Below are 17,311 nucleotides of genomic sequence, written 5' to 3'. Positions count from 1 at the left end.
GACCGTAGCCGATGACGGCCCGCTAACGCAGGATGTCGGTGGCTCTGTGCGAGGCATCGACGCCATCGATAAAAAACACCGCGCCGCGTGCGTGGCGCATGCGCAGCGGCAGAATGCGCTGATACGCATGGGATGCGTACCAGTCGCGGGCCTGCGCGAGATCGGGGAAAGCAATCACGATGAGATCGCCCTTCCACTCGCCCTCGCGCAGCTCGCATTGTCCGCCGTGGATGATGAAGCGGCCGCCGAACGGCGGGAGCGTATCGTCGATTTGGCCCAGATACTCGACGATCTCCGCGCACATGTCGACTTCATGCAGATGGCCAATCGCATAAGCGGTCATTTCGAATCTCCCGTTGTGATGTCGCACGCCTGAGCATCCGCCTCTGAATGGCGTGTGTCGATTACGCGGGAGGTAAAGCGCGCTCAGCCGTTGCGGAACAGGAAGCTATATGCGTTCAGCGCCGGCACGCCGCCGAGATGCGCGTACAGCACCTTCGAGCCTTCGGGGAATTCGCCGTTTCGCACCATCTGGATCATGCCGTCCATCGACTTGCCTTCGTAGACGGGATCGGTCAGCACGCCTTCGAGGCGCGCGCAAAGGCGGATCGCGTCCAGCGTGCCTTCGTTCGGCAAGCCGTATTCGGGGCCGCCGAAGCGGGTATCGAGGATCACGTCGTCGCCGGTAATGTCCTGCCCCAGTTCCACGAGTTCCGCCGTGTGCTTCGCGATGCGCGTGATCTGCTCGTGCGTCTGCTGCGGTTTCGCCGATGCATCGATGCCGATGACGCGTCGCGCCCGGCCGTCGGCTGCGAACCCGACGACCATGCCCGCTTGCGTGCTGCCCGTCACCGAACACACGACGATATAGTCGAACCGGAAGCCGAGTTCCGCTTCCTGCTGCCGCACTTCCTCCGCGAAACCGACGAAGCCGAGCCCGCCCAGCCGATGCTCCGAGCATCCAGCCGGGATCGGAAACGGCTTGCCGCCCGCGTCCCGCACGCTGTCCATCGCGTCCTGCCAGCTTTTGCGAATGCCGATATCGAAGCCGTCCGGCACGAGCCGCACGTCAGCGCCCATCATCCGCGAGAGCTGAATATTGCCGACGCGGTCGTAGACGGCATCGGAGTAGTTGACCCAGTTTTCCTGCACGAGCACGCATTTCATGCCGAGATGCGCCGCGACCGCGGCCACTTGCCGGGTTTGATTCGACTGAATGCCGCCAATGGAAACGAGCGTGTCGCAGCCCTCTGCGAGCGCTTCGGGAATCAGGTATTCGAGCTTGCGCGTCTTGTTGCCGCCGAACGCGAGGCCGCTGTTGCAATCTTCGCGCTTCGCGTACAGATCGACCTTGCCGCCCAGATGCGCGCTCAGACGCTTGAGCGGCTGAATGGGCGTCGGCCCGAAGGTCAGGGGATAACGCGGGAAACGTTGCAGGTTCATGGTCGGCATCCTCGATATTGGGTCACGGCAGCCGCGCGCATCGGCGACGCCTTGCGGTATCGTAGATAATCTGGCTCGAATGCGCGTTGCGAAAAAAACGCGCTTGGCTTAATTGCCGAGGGAGCGTGTGTCGTTTCGCGCACGTTCATTTCCTCTCACGCGGATCCCGCGCAATGAAAAAAACTGCAACCGTGCAAGAGCCGCTTCAGACGGACCGCGTCGACCGCGCGATCCTGCGACAGCTTCAGCGCGACGCCTCCATTTCCAACGTGGCGCTCGCGGCGAAGGTCAATCTGAGCCCGCCCGCCTGTCTGCGGCGCGTCGAACGGCTGCGCAAAGCGGGCCTCATCCGTGCGACCGTCGCGCTGCTCAACCCGAAAGCGCTGGACGCCGGCATGCTCGTGCTGATCGGCGTGGTGCTCGACCGTTCGACGCCCGAGTCATTCACCGCATTCGAGAAGGCAGCGCAGAAGGTGCCGGGCTGCATGGAATGTCATGTCGTCACCGGCGAATTCGACTTCTTCATGCTGATCCGCACACGCGACAGCGACAGCTTCAATCGGCTGCACGCGGAGAAGTTGCTCTACCTGCCGGGGGTACGGCAGATACGCACGTTCGTGGTGTTGCGGGAGATCTTGTCGACGACCGCGTTTCCGGTTTGACGAGTCGCGGTGCGCGTGTCTCCGAAAATAGTTCGTTACCCTATATTATTCTGAGCGCATCAAACCAAGCCTTAGTACGGGAGCGCACACACTCGTTCGCTCTTGCCTGGAATATGGACTACCCTGATTCGAGCGCTGTCCCGCTCATCTCCTGTCGCCATCGCCTGCCTGGGCGGCTTCCAACCCCCAACCATGAGGGGCGCCATGTTCAACTCGGCAATACTCGAAGTCGCCATCGGCATCGTCTTCATTTATGTGCTGCTGAGTCTCATGTGCACCGCGCTGCGCGAGGGACTGGAGGGTTACTTGAAGACGCGCGCGTCGTATCTGGAGAATGGCATCCGCGAGCTGCTGTTCGATCCCAGGGGCGAGAGCCTTGCCAAAGCGTTCTATGAGCATCCGCTCGTCTTTAGCCTGTTCAACGGGGAGTACGCGTCGCCGGCGCCGGGTAAGACAGCGGGCGCGCTGACACGCGGCAAGACGCTGCCATCGTATATACCGGCAGAAAACTTCGCGGCCGCGTTGATGGACATTATTGCGCGCGGTCCGGGGCGCGCGCTGGTGTCCACGGAATCCGCCACCGTCGCGGGCATTCGCGGCCAGCTTGCATTAATCGATAACCCCGCCGTGCAGCGCGCCGTTCTCACCTCTCTCGATACCGCGAACGACGACCTCGATAAAGCTAGAAAGAATCTAGAGCGCTGGTACGACAGCGCGATGGATCGCATCTCCGGACGATACCGACGCTCGACGCAATGGGTGTTGTTCTGGATCGGACTTGCGATTTCGGTGGGCTTCAATATCGATACGCTCACGCTCGCCGATTATCTGTATCGCAATGAAACGCAACGCGGGGCTATCGTGGCACAGGCAGGTTCCATCGCCAAAGACGAACTCGGAAAACCTGCTAACTTCGACGACGTGAAAGCGCAGATCGACAGTCTTCGGCTTCCTATTGGATGGGACATTGTCTTCAACGATAAAGAACCGCCGACTGGCGCTCGAAAGAGTTTCTGGAGCGAATATCACGGGTACTTCATGAAGCCGCTCGGTTGGCTGCTGACCGCATTTGCGGTCACGCTTGGCGCGCCGTTTTGGTTCGATGTGCTGAACAAGATCATGATCATCCGGTCGACCGTCAAGCCGCACGAGAAAAGTCCGGAGGAGGCATCGGAAGACCGGTAGGGGTGAGCGGATATCGCGCGTCAGAGGTTATCCCTGTGACTATTGATTGGTTGTGGCGTGGGCCGGGCAATGGGGGACGGCGGATGAAGAAGGCCGCGTGGGGTGACGTATTTTGCGAACTCTGAAGGATGAGTGAGGAGACGTGGCCGCGCACGGATAGGCGACGTTACTGGGTGATGTTTCGTTACCTGGTGGGCCTGCGGTCGCGGAGAATGGACGCGGCGAATGTCACAGCAACGCTCGCGCAACGTTGTCTCAGCCGCGGTGAAACGTGCTTCAGTATCTCCGTAGGACAGTTCGCTGACAATGCCGAGGGTTCATGTCTGCAGTAGCGATGGGCAACGCGAGCCTTCTGGACATCGAGGCAAATAAGATGGGGCATCGTGCGCGCTGCTGGACGATGTCGCGTGGCGTTCCAGCGATGTAGCGACTTACCTGAGCGGAAAGGTCACGGCGCACCTGCCAGCGTAACTGCCCAAGTTTGCCGAGGCGTTGCCGATCTCCCCACGCTTGAACGCTTTAAGCTCGCGCGATTCGTCACGGGCGACCCGAATGCGGACCGAACTGTTCCGGCGCATGGAGGACGGCAACCTGTTGCCGATCCGCGTCGATCCCGATGACCGGCTGCCCTGGCCCCCTCTTCATCCGTTACTCAAGAACGTCTCGCGGCCTCGTGGTTCAACGTGCAGATGAACGCCGACCGGGCGCGTGCGCAAGTAACAGCGAGTACGTAATACCCCCGTCGCACGTCCGACTCCAGTTTCGATACGACCGATTTTCGCGCGCACGATGCAGGCTTCATTTTCGACACGGCGATGCGCCGCCCGATGCTCCCGGCCACACGCAGCCGTCCGACACTGCGGCGTAACGTGTCGGGCAAGTGGAGCACGATGACGAAGTACGCTCTATCAAGTCCTGTAAGCGCGGACTTGAAGATAAACGCCGCCGTCTCACAGATCGAGGCGCTGCTTCTCGCCATGCACCCAGCCCTGGCCGACAGCAATAGTGCCCTTCCGGTTGAGCGTGTCCGCGCGCCAGTCGATTTTCGATCGCTGCGAACGCAGGAAAGACGCTGAGAACAGATGCGTCGCGGCCTGCGGGACCGCGTTGCGCCACATTTGCGCGTTCTTGTTGGCGTCGCGGAATCCGTGCTCCGGACTCACGCGGTCATCGAGCCAGGAGCAGATCATGTCGATGCCGTGGTGAGGGTTGTCGCGAACGAACGCATCCACCTGTTGCGGCGTGACCGTGTTCATACCGCCGTTCTGCGTGTAGACATCGAAGAACCAGCAGAACGCGTGGGCATCGACTTCCTGATTCCACGCCGCGCACCATTCGCCGCATGTCTTGTATGCGCGGGCGGCGACGGCTTGTGCGGCCTTGACCTGTTGCGCCTTGAAGGGTTCGCTATGCGCAAGCGTCTTAAGTTCGTTCCTGATCGTCGCGGGCAGCTTGCCGCCGGGCTGCCATTGATTCACGATCTTGAGCCCCTCGGACGGAGACACGCCGCGCGCCCGGATGAGGTCCGCTCCGCAAGTCGGGCATGGGGTGCGGATTTCGTCGGTGGAAAGCGCTTTCAACAAGGGCTGAAGCGATCCCGAGCCGATGTTCCACTGCAAGACGCCGAGCGAGATGCCCATGCCGTCGAAGTTGCCCGATACCGCTCCGAAGGGATCGTCTGAGTCCTCGAAATGGCCCGTGATGGAGAGCGCTTTTTCGATCAAGGCCGGGTTCAGTTGAGTTGGCATGGGCGCCTCCTTTTTGGGGCGGACCGGTGACGGACCGGGTTCAACCGTTTTCAAGCTAGTTCATCTGGATTCGGTTGTCCAGCCGATAAATGTCATGGATGCCTAACTAATTTTCCTCAGAAGAGGAGATACAGGCGATAGACGCCAAGGTTCGGTAGAGAAACGCCTTGCTTTAAAAATCTCGGCGTGGCAAAGCGTGGCTCGACCCGAAATTTGCGCCTGAGAACGGTTGTCTTTCCGTAGCCGATCGCGCACAAACTGCCGTTGCGATAAGAAGCCAGATAGTTCTGTCGAATTGGTTCTTCACGTTAACGCACATCCGCCCCATTCAACTGCGATTTCCTGCGGCCGGAGCCGTAGCACCGAAAAAAAGGAAGGTCGACATCTTGGAGTCGTTCCCGCTGCTATACGTCGTGCAGGTGTATCGGGCGAGCGGGCCGAGCGAGGCCGCACGAGCGGTTCGCGTTCGATCGTGTATTAGGCCCAGAACGATGCTTCGTTCTGTGGCGCGGGGCATAGCTTGCGGTACAGGGCGGCGTTATCCTTCGTTCAGAGTTTAGATATGTTCAGCTAGCGGCAACGGTCGACGAAGTGGTCGGAATCGCCTTCGCTTTCACTTCGAGGCCGCGTTAGCGAGCCTGACCGCCTTGTGCGTGGAGTTGAGATTGATGCGTCAACGGTCAAACAGTCTCTCGCGTAAAGCGGAAGAGCGCCGCAGTAAAGAGCGCGTTGTAATTCGTGGGCTAGAGTTGCTGCCGACTTCACACGGAGTCGCACGTTCTGGGTCCAACGCCTCGCAGTGCAATTCGGTTCAAAGATGACCGTTAGTTGCTCGGTTCGCTTATGTCGCGGTGCAAAGCGGCAACGGAGCATTTACGCATGGGTAACTTTGCAGTGCAAATGCGGATTAGAGAGAGAGCGCCGTCCGAGACGACTGCGCATACATGAACTCGTGCCCATAACCAATTCAGTTTTGAACGTCGCTAGCGGCGGATGCGCGTGCCGTAAATTAATGGGGACATCGGCCTCGCAGAAAGCTTTGGTGAGCAGTTGTTCTACGCAGTTGTGCGGCGGGACGGGCGAAGCGTGTTTCGCTCGAGTCCTACGACCGCCTTGGTGCGAACGACGCCCACTGCAGGGTTGAGCCTTATCGCGTTGCTAAGCGATGCTCGACGCGCACAGGCGTACTTTCTCGCAGTGGTCACCAAGCGGTTGAACGACCCTTCAGTTTCCTGCGACGATATCGTTAACCGGTAGAGGTCAACCAACGATCGACGTATGTCAACTACCATCCCTTTCGGGCGCTCCGCCCAAGCCGCGCAGAAACGCCTGACCAAGGCGCAGTTGCTTCCTATCCCGCGTGCGGTGGCCGATGAACTCGCTCTGCTCGCGCATCTTTCGCTGGAGGCGCTGCGTGCAGGCGCTTCCGACATTGCCCCGGCGCAACAATTGGGCGAGGTGATGCTCATCTCCGCGTTTTTGGCCGAGGCGGGACATGGGCACTTTCCTGAGGATGCCTTGTTCGACACCGACGCTATGATGGTCAGGATTTTCGATGGCGGTCAGCGCTCAGGTCGTTGGTGTGTTGACCTCGAAGAGTTCGATCAACTAGCGGCGATGGTATCGCTATACGACTACCAATTGCGACGGGCCACGCTCGGAGCATTGACCGACGCGAGCGTTCGCTTCGAACGATTCAAGTCGGGCGAACAGTATCGAAGTCTGCACAGACGACGCGCGTAAGAAGCAGTGGTGGACGTAACCACCCGCTCGAACAGTCTTATCTCCGCGTCACTCGATGGCATCAGGGCTGTTGGCATGCAGATCACCCATTCGCGGGATACACGACATCTGTGTCGTTCGATACAGCTTGACACATTGTCAGGACGAACAGCGCGAAAGACACCGCTATACGTCCCGCGAGAGTGACGTACGCCGTAATACCGAGCGTAAGCCGTGAAACAAGGCGAGATATGCTCGATATCTATCTGATTACACTGCGGTTTTTTTGTTCACGGTTGCGGTGCCTGTGTTTCACGCCAACGCAACTGGCGCGGTGGACGACCCATGATGGTCAGAGTCACTGCGAAGCACCCGCTGGCGTATCGTGCTGAGTTGGGTACTAAGTAGCGACGACGGTTCCCAGCGAAAAGCAACCGCGCTAGGCCGGACGTGTTTCCTGCCCGCGCCGGCACGCCTCGCATGGCGGTCGTTGGGCTTGTCGTGGGTGTCTTGTTACCGCTTGACTGCCCGCCGCTTCCGCTTCCGCTTCCGCTTCCGCTTCCGCTTCCGCTTCCGCTTCCGCTTCCGCTTCCGCTTCCGCTTCCGCTTCCGCTTCCGCTTCCGCTTCCGCTTCCGCTTCCGCTTCCGCTTCCGCTTCCGCTTCCGCTTCCGCTTCCGCTTCCGCTTCCGCTTCCGCTTCCGCTTCCGCTTCCGCTTCCGCTTCCGCTTCCGCTTCCGCTTCCGCTTCCGCTTCCGCTTCCGCTTCCGCTTCCGCTTCCGCTTCCGCTTGCACGTCTGCCGTCTGCCGTCTGCCGTTGGCGTCTGCGTCTGCGTCTGCGTCTGCGTCTGCGTCTGCGCCTGCCGCTTGTCGCTTGGCGCTTGGCGCGTGCCGCCTCGGCAGCACGCCGCTTCACCTTCTCCAACTGTCTTTCCCGGCTCCCTAAGCCGTAGTTACGGACCTGCCTCCTGATATCAGCGCCGATGGTCCTCACGCGTGCATTACTGCACGGCTAAGCGTGGTTGATGAGAGCCAGTCCGTGCGTCGCGTCGCATTGCGGTGCGGTGCGGTGCGGTGCCGTGTGGTAGTGACCGTGCTTCACTGGGGGAATTTGGAAAGCTGGGCGGCGGTTCGAGCAACGCTAATAACGGTATGCAAATGGTATCCGTGCGTTACGTGTAGTGAGGTGGTTGAACTGTCGGCTGTAGTGGCGGACACGGCGCCATGTGAGGCGGCCGTCGATCTGCATGTGGAGTGTCGGAGACGATCTCCCTGCAAGCGGGCGACTACGCTGATCGATAGCGCAAGGCTCGTCACTGCGGGGTAATCGCATTGCACGTGCGAACCGAGTCCGATGCACTGGCCCGGCGCTTAACACAGATCCTCCGTCGCATAACCCAACTGTCCGAATTCGGACACGACGTCGGAGCACGTGCCGACGGCAGTACCGTTTTTGCGGTGATTTCATCGCGCGGCACTACTTTCAGCCACACGCACAGCCGTCACGATTAATAGTCTAGTGCGGTCGCTTTGATCGTACGTCGGCACGCTGCTACGGCCGTCGGCGCTAAAGTGTCCGAATTCGGACACGAGCCTTCGCATTGCGAGGGACGGAGTCAATGCGCATTGACCACACTCAGACGCCGCGGTCCGCATCAGCAACCTCCAGTCGTGCGGTGTGTGAACGAAGACACTTGCTTACCAACCTAATTTTCACTGTCCGCCCTCTACCGGCGAGGGTGCCGTACCAGTCGAACGCGGCTCCTGCCACCGAACACGCAACGGTCGAGCGGTTCACGTCGGCGGTGGTCTGAGTGAGTTTCAAGCGTCGGTACGTGCCAGCGTCTCCGCATGGGAAACCATGCCGACATGCGCCCTCCTAGTCTCGTGTCCGAATTCGGACACTTGGCGTGGCCCGCCGGCTCCCCACCCGGCCCCGGCCCCCGAACGTGCCCGTCAAACTCTGAACCAAGAAAAAACCCGCTTGCGCGGGTTTGATTTCACTCTGACCGAATCGAGAACATCTTCCCAATGTGCTCTCGCAGTTGATTCTCCTGCTCCTCCGTCACGACCCCCGCCTTAAATTTGAAGGTGAGTCCCTTAACATCCTTGGTGATGCTGCCCGCTTGGACCTTGCCGGCGAAAATCTTCAAGATGCTTCGACCGCCGGCATCAGTCGCCGACTCGCCTCTAGTAACCTGCGCAACCAAGCTAGCCGCTAGCTTAGTCTGGACCAAGTCTCCCGCTAACACCTGCGGCCACAGTTCGTGGAGCGCCCTAAGCCCCGCTTCGCCAGCCTTCTTGAGGGCGTTCGCAACATCCTGTGCCGACGACGCTCCAAGCACCGATGGCGTCAGGTCCAAATCACGTTTCACAAAATCCGGCAGTGCATCAAAGGCGAGGAACCGATAGAGGTCACTACGCGAGATCCCCATCGCTTCAGCGAGACGCGTTCGATTAGGAAATTCTGCCTCGGCCCGACGTATGGCAATCGCGATCTCATAATCTGACAGGTCGTCCCGCGTGACGTTTTCCATCAGAGCGAGCGCCGCCATATCCTGATCGGAACACTCGATAACGACCGCCCGAATCGTCTCCCGATTGATAAGCTTGTGCGCGCGAAACCGCCGCTCGCCGGCGACTAGCTGAAACGCCTCTCCGATACGACGAACGGTCACCGCCTGAAGCAATCCGACTTCATCGATCGAACGGGCCAATTCGGACAGCTTGGCCTCGTTGAACTGACGTCGCGGCTGCCAGGGATTTGGCGCAATCGCGTCAAGCGGAATATCCGTCTCGACGCCTTTCGATTCCAACTCTTGAATCCGCAACTGCGCCGCGGCCAAAGCGCTAGTAATACCCGGCATCGTCTGCGGGCCACGGTTCGTGCGATCCTTCTTGTTCTCGCCCTTGAAATCAGCAGGCTTGGGAAGGTTGGCCGTCTTGGCCATGAGTTGTTCTCGGATGTTGTTGCTCATGCCGCCTCCTTCCAGGATTTGACGAACATATCGTCGAGCCACTTGGCGTACTGCATCATCGGCTGACGGACCCGCTGCAGCGACTTCGCGGTCGAATGTGTGCTAACGACATCGAGCGCCGTCGAGAACGAAAGGGCGCCGCCGCTCATCACCGAACTAGCGGGAATTTCGAACGGGTCGAGCCATCGCCCGTACGCACTCTGCGCCCATTGACGAACGACCGGTGCCGACGATGTCTTACCGTAGTCGACCTTCGACAGCAGGATTGAGATAAAGTCGTAGACCTTGTCTTCTTCGTACGGCAGGAAATCTTCCGCGACATCGCTGAACAGACGCCAGAACGCCAGTGAACTAATGAAGTCGAGATTCTCGGGAATCATCGGCATGACCAGCGCGTCCGCGGCCAGCAACGCATTCAAGTTCATATACGACAGCGACGGCGACGTATCGATCAAGATGTAATCATACTGAGCACGCAACGGCTCAAGTCCCTGACGCAAGACCGCCCAGAACCGATAGCCCTGAATTGTTTTTTGGCGCGCCGGCAGAAGGAACTCGGCGCCATAGAGAAACGTATGACCGGGGATGATGTCGAGACCGTCCCAGTACGTCGACTGAACGCTCGCGCCGAGACCCCCCTCGATGTTTTGATCATATATATAGGGGAGCACGGTATCGTCCCCGGAGATCTCTTTCTCCGCATAGAGTCCGCACAACTCGGACGCGGACGCTTGCGGGTCTAAATCGATCAGCAACACCTTGCGGCCGAGCAACGTGAGCGCTTGTGCGAGGCAGACCGTCGTTGTAGTCTTCGCCGACCCGCCTTTCAGTTGCGCCGTGGTCAATACCTTGCCTTTGAAATCGCCGTGCCCATCGTCGAGGCGAGTCTGATAGATGTCCGAGGCCATTTTCACCCACATGCGAACCTCGGGCAGCGTGAACGTTCGACTGCGACCGTTGCCGTTCAATGTTCCCGGGGGCAGCCCTCCTTCCCCCTTTGTCACCAGATATTGAATTTGTTGCCGAGTCAGATTGCACATCTCGGCCAGTTCGCTGATCGTATAGAAGGGCGCAGTCTTGCGCGGCCGGGGCGCGAGGATTTGCTCACGAAGATTGTCGGAAAAGGGTTCGAGGTTATCCGCGAATTCCGCGACTTCGCGAAGAGAGACCTTGCGGTCTTCCATAGGTAGGCTGCCTACGTTGGCCATTCTGCGCTTTCTCCATTTATTGACGCTGAAGCGCAGAATACACGAATACGTGTAAACGGGGTTGCGTAGCGTTGAAAAATGCCGCTTTTAGCCGCAAAAGGCTTTGATCAACCTTGATAAATGTCCCCAGTTGCCAGAAAACCGCCAGCGATCCTCCATGCCTCCACGTCCCACGAAACCGAAAGCCCATTCAGCACAAAAACCACCCCGAGGCGGTTCTTGTGCGCAAGTCTTACTTGGAGAGTTTTCCGTTTGATGTCAAGCACTTGCATCTGCGTTCCGAGTGCATGTCACGTAGACCCGTGGTTCTGTCAGTTTTGTTTTTTGTAAACTTCGACCAACCCACCAACCAACAGCGCCGCCTTTTCCCTTTCGAATCAACAAAAAGACCTGTGGATAGAGGTGCTTTTTGTGAAGGCGAGGGCGGTTTTTGTGCGGGCTGGAGTGGAAGTTGGGCCGCACGGGTCGATTTTTGTGTGCAGAGGGGCGGAAATTGGGCTGAGGTTTTTTGGGCGGGACGGTTTTTGTGCGCAAAATCGAGCGGGAATCAGGGGCGGTTTTTGTGTTGACACGCTTTTCTTGCCTGTTAGAGTGCCGGGGACCGCCGCCGAATCGAAGAATGGAAGATCAGGATTTCACCGTTACGCCTCAGCAACTTGCGCTGGACATCTACGAAGACATGTCCGGTCAAGGCACGGCCATCTCAGAGGCCACACGCGATATCGGGTTTCTCAGAAACAATATCTTCACGCGCGTCGGAGGGTTGGGCATCGCCGCGCGGCGCGTCCTGGATGCGGCCTACTTCATCGTGGCGACGAAAGCGCCAGACGCGCTCATCGACGACAAGGTCTACACCTTCACCGCCGATGTGAACTATTTCAAGTGGCTCATGCGGTACGACAGCCGCAACCATAGCCACCTGATTGCGCAAATGCGGGCAGCAGCGCGGGCGCGCGTCGAAATCATGACCGCGCCGTCCATCGAGGAGCTCACCGAGAAAGATTCGTGGGGCACCATCAGCTTGCTTGGCGACTGCTATATCGAGCGCAACGTCGTCTGCGTGCTGCTTTCCGGCCGCGTCATCAAGTATCTGATCAGCCCGTACAAGGCGCATTGGCTCAGCTTGCGCGCGTCGACGGCCTTTTCGCTGTCGCTCGCACGCGCCATCTACGACCGCCTCATCCCGTGCCAGGGTCATGGCGTCACCGAGTGGTTCCCATTCGACGAAGTCCTCGAATGGCCGGGGAAGGTGGGCGAATCGCGAAAGGAAGTGAAGGAGTTCAAGAAGCGCTTTCTGGAACCGGCCATCGACCAGCTGAACGAAGTGTCGGATTTCGACGTGAGCTGGGAGCCGAATGCCGATCGCGTCACGCGCGACAAGCTCAAGATTCGCTTCCGCTTCACCAAGAAGCAGGGCGCGGACGCGGCGCGTGCCGGCATTCAGGATTCAATGTACCTCCTGCTGCACAACGAATTCGCGTTCGATACCCCCGACTTCGAGCGCCTCGCCAAACATCGCGATGTCTGGACGGACGAACGCCTCGAGCAGGCTATCGAATACACGCGATTCAAGCTCAACGAAGGCAAGGTGACCGTCAGTCCTCGCGGCTATCTGTTCAAGGCGCTGGAAGGCAACTACCGTATCGGCGAAGCGGACCGGAGAATGGCCGAGATCAAGGCAAAGCAGCTCGAGGACGACAAGAAGCATCGTCGCGAACGCGAGTCGGCCCAGGCGCAACTGGAAGCGACCATTCAGGCGCAGAACGACTCCGCCCGGGCCAAGATGAGCGAGGAGATTCGCGCGGGCCGCGAGTTTTTCGAATCCGCCGACGCCCAGACGCGCAAGGACCTTTGCCACTCGTTCGTGAGTCAACTGATCCCGCAGCGTCTCATCGAAAAGCAGGGCTTGTCCCGCGAGTCGTTGAGTGCGGAGAATATTCTGACGGTCAACCGCGTGGTCGCCGATGCCTTCTGTTCCCACGTATTCGTCAAGATGAAGAAGGCGAGGTCGTAACTATGATTCGGATGCCGAAATAATACGGCGTACGTCTCATTCCCTTGCACGCGATACGTCTTTCAACGGCTTCTGGCATGCCGCAAGCGCCGCTCCCGCGGCGAGCACCAGCGCGGAATAGACGAGACCGCGCGTGAGTCCTGCGCTATCGGATATGCGTCCGATGACCGTTGGACCGACGATCTGCCCCGCCGCGAACACGATCGTGAACGCATTGATCCCGCTGCCCCACTGGCTAGCCGGCAGGTTATGCCGCACGAATGCGGTCGTCGACGCGACTGCCGAAAGGAACGTCGCCCCGAACAGCGCGCCTGATGCAAATGCCGCGAGCGGATGCGCAATCACGGCGGGGATGACCGTTGCCACGGCGAGCAGCGCGTTGAGCAGCGCGAGCGCCTGACCGCCGCGCATCCGGTCGAGCAGCCCCGACCAGATGCGCGCGGAAACGATCGTCGCCACGCCCAGCAGCATGTAGAAGCCCGTGACGACGGCGTCCGACATGCCCGCGGTCCTCAGCAGCGCCACGATAAACGTCATATAGCCGATGTAACCGATCCCGAAGCACGCGTATCCGGCGAGCGCGAGGGCGCAGCGCCTTCGATGAATTGCGTGGCCCCGCATCGCGTCTGTCGCGCGTTCCGGTGCGACGCTCGGCTGCTCGCGTTCGATCCGTCGCGCAGCCGCGACGGCGATGAGCGAACTGACCGCGCAAGCCGCCGCGAGGGCGAACCATGCATAGCGCCAGCCGTGGGGGACGGGTGCAATCGTGATCGGCACGAGTATCGATGACATCACGATGCCCCAGCCCGTGCCGCCGTAGTAAAGGCCGATGATGAGCCCCGCGCGACGCGGCGAGAGCGACGCAAGACGCGCAGCAAGCACGCCTCCGCTCACAAAGACGAGCGCGCTGGCTGCGCCGGTGACGACGCGGAGTAGGAGAAGGGCATTGGTGTCGGTGAAGGCGCCGCTGACGGCCATCAGCACGGCCGTCGCGAAGCAGCCGCTGACGAACGACGTCTGCGACGCCCATCGCCGGGAGAGGCGGGCGAACGCGATCGCGCCGACGAGGTATCCGAACGCGTTTGCCGTGTTCATCGCGCCGGCTTGCGCGAAGTTCCAGGCAAGGTCCAGCTTCATGGACGGCAAGAGAAGCGCGTACGAGAAGCGCGCGAAGCCGAGCGCGATGGCGCTGCCAAGCGAAAGCGCCATGGCGACGGCGGGCGCGTGGCGGGCAATGGTTGCTTCGGCGCTGCATGAAGTACCGACAGGGGCGACGCGGCTCACTTCCGCGGAAGCGTCGTCGGCGAGGGCTTCCCTGCAGTCGTCACGTTGTTTCACGCGTGGTGGTCCTTTGAGGCTTGCTGATCGCTGATCGGCGGTCGACGGGACGACCGGGGGGCTTGCCGGGGTATGGTAACGCGGGGAAAGGGATGGGTTGCATGCCTCGCCTTCCGCGAATGAGGATGCTTGAAAGGCTTTTCGAGCGCGTACGTTGTTGCACGTTGCGCCGTTGCCTAACATTACCCGAGACCATCGTAGCCACAACCGACTGCATCCTTCCCGCATCTGTGTGGGCGGAAGAGCACCTGTTCGACAAGCGTCGCCTTCAAGCTCGGACCGTACGCGCCGCGCCGTCGAGCGATGAGCACGTCCGCTCAGTCGAAAGGTCAATCAGATCAGGGCGCACGCGCGATAGCGCTGGGAGAGTGTGCACAAGCTCGTGACGAGCTAGTCACGGAAGGGAGGGCGCGTGCGGCGGGGCTTTCGTACGCAGCGGTCGGTCGAAAGACTTCGCTGACGGGCGGACAGCAGTGGCCCGCAGCGGTGACGAAGAGACGCGGGGCGGGGAAAGAATCGCCCGCTCGGCTCACACTGAAGCAGCCGCCACGTTTGCTATGTGTGTCAACCACCCCTCACACCAGCGAGCGGTAGTCCGCCGATGGATGGAAGCTTCAATGACCATCCGACGCAGCCGCGGCTTGGCTACAGGGGCCGGTCTCGGCGACGACCATGCCGGGAAACCGAGCGGCGCAGCGGGCAAGCAAAGCAGTGCGACGAACAGGGGCTGTTCGACAATTCCTACAGCCACAGCAACCCCCGACGAACAGCAACGTGATGATGCCGCACATGCCGATACCGGCAGCCGCTTGAGCCGGCCGAATGCGAGATACGGTCCAGGCAACGGTTGACCAACGGGAGACGACAAGCGCGACAATCCGGGAACCAGCATGAGCCGAGCAGCCCGATCCCGGTTTTGCTGCGGCGTGCGGAACAGTTCGTCGGCAAGCGATACGCTGAAGTCGTGAAAGCGATCAGCCGGAAATGCTTGCGCAGTGTGATAGCGATGATTCGACGGGGTGAGGGGTTGGTGGTCGCTGCCACATAACGAAGAGAACGCGTCAGATGCTTTGAAACGATGACTCGCGCAACCAGTTGATATGGTCGGCCCGGGGTGATGTCGCATGGCAATTCGGTGCGGGACACTGCAAGCACACTCATTGCTACGAATCTAAGGAACCCGACGTCCATCGTGCAGTTCCCGACCCAGCGCACGTCGGTGCTTCCCTATGATCCGCAAAGGAGAACGCTCATGCCCGACGCTTCCGACCCGCAAACGCCCGATCCATCGCAAGCGGAGATAGCGCGCGGCACGCCGCCTGCGCGCACGCCCGAGACTTTGCCCGACACCGACTTGCAGCCGGATCAGCAGCCTGTTCGCAGCACGCCGGATTTGTCCAAGCCGGGTGCAGACGGCTGATATCCCGCCGCAACAGGCCGTGCGGGTACGCCGGGGCCGGCACTGAAGGCGTGCCCGAAACAGACGCGATTTGCAGCCTATTAGGTCCATCAGAACCAAGAGAAGTCCAAGCGCGCCAGCGTGATCATGGTCGATCCCAGCCACTGATTCGTCACGCGCTTTCAGAACGCACGAAGCGGCGCTCCCCTTGCCCCGTGCGGTCGGAACACGCTAACCGTCACGCGCCCGGGCGCGCTGGACGGTGCACCCCCATCATTCAACCCAGCCACCCATCCCCCTGGCATTCGCGATGCTATAAGCCTTCAGCAAGCCAACAAGGAGGAAGCGATGGACAAGACCCCCGCACGGGATTCCAAATCCCTGATGAGCCGCGTCTTCGCGTGGCCCGTTCGCATGTTCAAGCGATTCGGCGACGACCGCGCCGCGCCGATGGCCGCGAGCATTGCGTTTTACTCGGCGTTCTCGCTCGCGCCGACGCTCGTCATGGTCATCGCAATTGCCGGGCTCGTGTTTGGCGCCGAAGCGGCGCGCGGGCAACTCTTCCATCAGATAAGCGGAATGCTCGGCAAGGATGCCGCTGAAAGCGTGCAGACGATCGTCCAGCATGCGCATCGCAGCGGCGGGGGCGGTATCGCGGCGATCATATCGTTCGTGCTGCTGGCGGTCGGCGCGTCGGCGACGTTTTCATCGCTGAACACGGCCCTGTCGATCATCTGGCCTGCCGAGAAAAAGGAGAAATCCGGCGTCGCCACTTTGGTCAAGGTGCGGCTGATTTCCTTCGGCCTCGTGATGGGCGTCGCATTTCTGCTGATCGTCTCGCTCGTTCTTGATACCGCCGTCCAGGCCGCCGGAAAGTGGGTGTTCGGCGAGTCGCCGCTCGTCATCATCGGCGATATCGTGCAGTTCGTGCTCGGGCTCGTCATCCTGTCCGCCGCGTTCGCCGCGCTGCTGAAATACCTGCCCGATGGTCACGTCGAGTGGCGCGACGCCTTTGTCGGCGGCGCTATCTCCGCCGTGCTGTTCTCCGTCGGCAAGAAGCTGTTCGCGCTCTATCTGACGCATGCGGGGACCGCCAACGCGTTCGGCGCGGCCGGCTCGCTCGCGGTCCTGCTGATGTGGCTGTACTTCGCGGCAGCCGTGGTGCTGCTCGGCGCGGAAGCCGCGGCGACGCGAGTCGAGGTGCGCGAAGGTAGCGGCGCGGCCAACGCGGGTGCCGCCGATGCGCCCCCAGTTGCCGATAAAGGCAACAGCGCCATGCCAATGCCCGCGCCTGTCGTGCGCGTCGAGCATCTCGACGATGTGACGCCCGCGCCGCTTGACGAGCGCGTGGTTGCGACGCCGTCATCGTCGTGGGCGCTGGCTCTCGCGAAAGGTATGGATGCGCTGAAGTCCAATCCGAGCCGCATCGCGATCGCGGCGGCGGGGGCGGGTCTGTTCCTGTTCACCAAGGGATCGCAGCGGGCGCACGGAAGGCATCGGTCGGTGAAGGCTTGAGAAGGGCGCGGGGCGGGCGCCGTTCTTCCCGCGTTGGGGTGCCGTCGCGGCAATAGCGACGGCGTCCCCATTTTCCGCCGATGCGCTGACGCTTCAGCCGC

The 17,311-nt window shown here is 60.7% G+C and carries 13 protein-coding genes and 1 pseudogene; 7 read left to right on the top strand and 7 right to left on the bottom strand.

Annotated features, from left to right (window positions below; genetic code table 11):
• Nucleotides 1-22: 22 nt before the first annotated feature.
• Together LDZ21_RS24815 and LDZ21_RS24810 are read right to left on the bottom strand one after the other, a co-directional pair.
• Nucleotides 23-343: a DUF1330 domain-containing protein gene (locus tag LDZ21_RS24815; RefSeq protein WP_244797275.1), complete on the bottom strand. Its 321-nt coding sequence runs from the start codon at nt 341-343 to the stop codon at nt 23-25.
• Between the two features lie 83 nt (nt 344-426).
• A complete protein-coding gene (locus LDZ21_RS24810) occupies nt 427-1,443 on the bottom strand; it encodes a 1-aminocyclopropane-1-carboxylate deaminase (protein WP_244797274.1) in 1,017 nt (338 codons plus the stop codon).
• 173 nt (nt 1,444-1,616) lie between these two features.
• Between LDZ21_RS24810 and LDZ21_RS24805 the strand changes: the two genes are divergently transcribed.
• On the top strand, nt 1,617-2,105 hold the full coding sequence (locus tag LDZ21_RS24805; RefSeq protein WP_244797273.1) for an Lrp/AsnC family transcriptional regulator: 489 nt from the start codon (nt 1,617-1,619) through the stop codon (nt 2,103-2,105).
• 102 nt (nt 2,106-2,207) lie between these two features.
• A complete protein-coding gene (locus tag LDZ21_RS24800) occupies nt 2,208-3,290 on the top strand; it encodes a hypothetical protein (RefSeq protein WP_244797272.1) in 1,083 nt (360 codons plus the stop codon).
• A gap of 950 nt (nt 3,291-4,240) precedes the next feature.
• Here the strand turns inward: LDZ21_RS24800 and LDZ21_RS24795 are convergent.
• Complete coding sequence (locus tag LDZ21_RS24795; RefSeq protein WP_244797271.1) at nt 4,241-5,038, bottom strand: hypothetical protein; 798 nt, start codon at nt 5,036-5,038, stop codon at nt 4,241-4,243.
• Nucleotides 5,039-6,316: 1,278 nt separating this feature from the next.
• On the opposite strand from LDZ21_RS24795, the gene LDZ21_RS24790 reads away from it, so the two are divergent.
• Nucleotides 6,317-6,781, top strand: a complete 465-nt coding sequence (locus LDZ21_RS24790; protein WP_244797270.1) for a hypothetical protein — start codon at nt 6,317-6,319, stop codon at nt 6,779-6,781.
• 418 nt (nt 6,782-7,199) lie between these two features.
• On the opposite strand, the gene LDZ21_RS24785 is transcribed toward LDZ21_RS24790, so the two are convergent.
• The 3 genes from LDZ21_RS24785 to LDZ21_RS24775 all read right to left on the bottom strand — a co-directional run bounded on the left by LDZ21_RS24785 (nt 7,200) and on the right by LDZ21_RS24775 (nt 10,944).
• Entirely contained in the window at nt 7,200-7,553 is a 354-nt protein-coding gene (locus tag LDZ21_RS24785; RefSeq protein ID WP_244797269.1) for a hypothetical protein, read from the bottom strand.
• A gap of 1,205 nt (nt 7,554-8,758) precedes the next feature.
• Nucleotides 8,759-9,736 carry a ParB/RepB/Spo0J family partition protein gene (locus LDZ21_RS24780; protein WP_244797268.1) on the bottom strand — a complete coding sequence of 326 codons (978 nt, stop codon included), beginning with the start codon at nt 9,734-9,736 and terminating at the stop codon, nt 8,759-8,761.
• The gene (locus LDZ21_RS24775; protein ID WP_035965603.1) at nt 9,733-10,944 is read right to left on the bottom strand and encodes an AAA family ATPase; all 1,212 of its coding nucleotides are present in this window, start codon (nt 10,942-10,944) and stop codon (nt 9,733-9,735) included. Before LDZ21_RS24775 ends, LDZ21_RS24780 begins: the two co-directional genes overlap by 4 nt.
• A gap of 619 nt (nt 10,945-11,563) precedes the next feature.
• On the opposite strand from LDZ21_RS24775, the gene LDZ21_RS24770 reads away from it, so the two are divergent.
• Nucleotides 11,564-12,958, top strand: a complete 1,395-nt coding sequence (locus LDZ21_RS24770; RefSeq protein WP_244797267.1) for a replication initiation protein — start codon at nt 11,564-11,566, stop codon at nt 12,956-12,958.
• Nucleotides 12,959-12,994: 36 nt separating this feature from the next.
• On the opposite strand, the gene LDZ21_RS24765 is transcribed toward LDZ21_RS24770, so the two are convergent.
• Nucleotides 12,995-14,167, bottom strand: a complete 1,173-nt coding sequence (locus tag LDZ21_RS24765) for a YbfB/YjiJ family MFS transporter (protein WP_244797293.1) — start codon at nt 14,165-14,167, stop codon at nt 12,995-12,997.
• Between the two features lie 991 nt (nt 14,168-15,158).
• Between LDZ21_RS24765 and LDZ21_RS24760 the strand changes: the two are divergent.
• The 3 genes and pseudogenes from LDZ21_RS24760 to LDZ21_RS24750 form a co-directional block, all read left to right on the top strand.
• Nucleotides 15,159-15,344, top strand: a pseudogene (locus LDZ21_RS24760) (hypothetical protein); the annotation flags it as partial.
• Between the two features lie 204 nt (nt 15,345-15,548).
• The gene (locus tag LDZ21_RS24755; protein WP_244797266.1) at nt 15,549-15,716 is read left to right on the top strand and encodes a hypothetical protein; all 168 of its coding nucleotides are present in this window, start codon (nt 15,549-15,551) and stop codon (nt 15,714-15,716) included.
• A gap of 327 nt (nt 15,717-16,043) precedes the next feature.
• Nucleotides 16,044-17,210 carry a YihY/virulence factor BrkB family protein gene (locus tag LDZ21_RS24750; protein ID WP_404980583.1) on the top strand — a complete coding sequence of 389 codons (1,167 nt, stop codon included), beginning with the start codon at nt 16,044-16,046 and terminating at the stop codon, nt 17,208-17,210.
• Nucleotides 17,211-17,311: the final 101 nt, after the last annotated feature.

The sequence above is a fragment of the Caballeronia grimmiae genome (assembly GCF_022879615.1).
Classification (GTDB): domain Bacteria; phylum Pseudomonadota; class Gammaproteobacteria; order Burkholderiales; family Burkholderiaceae; genus Caballeronia; species Caballeronia grimmiae.
Note: the sequence above shows the minus strand (reverse complement) of the source record. Positions and strands in the feature narration are given on the sequence as shown.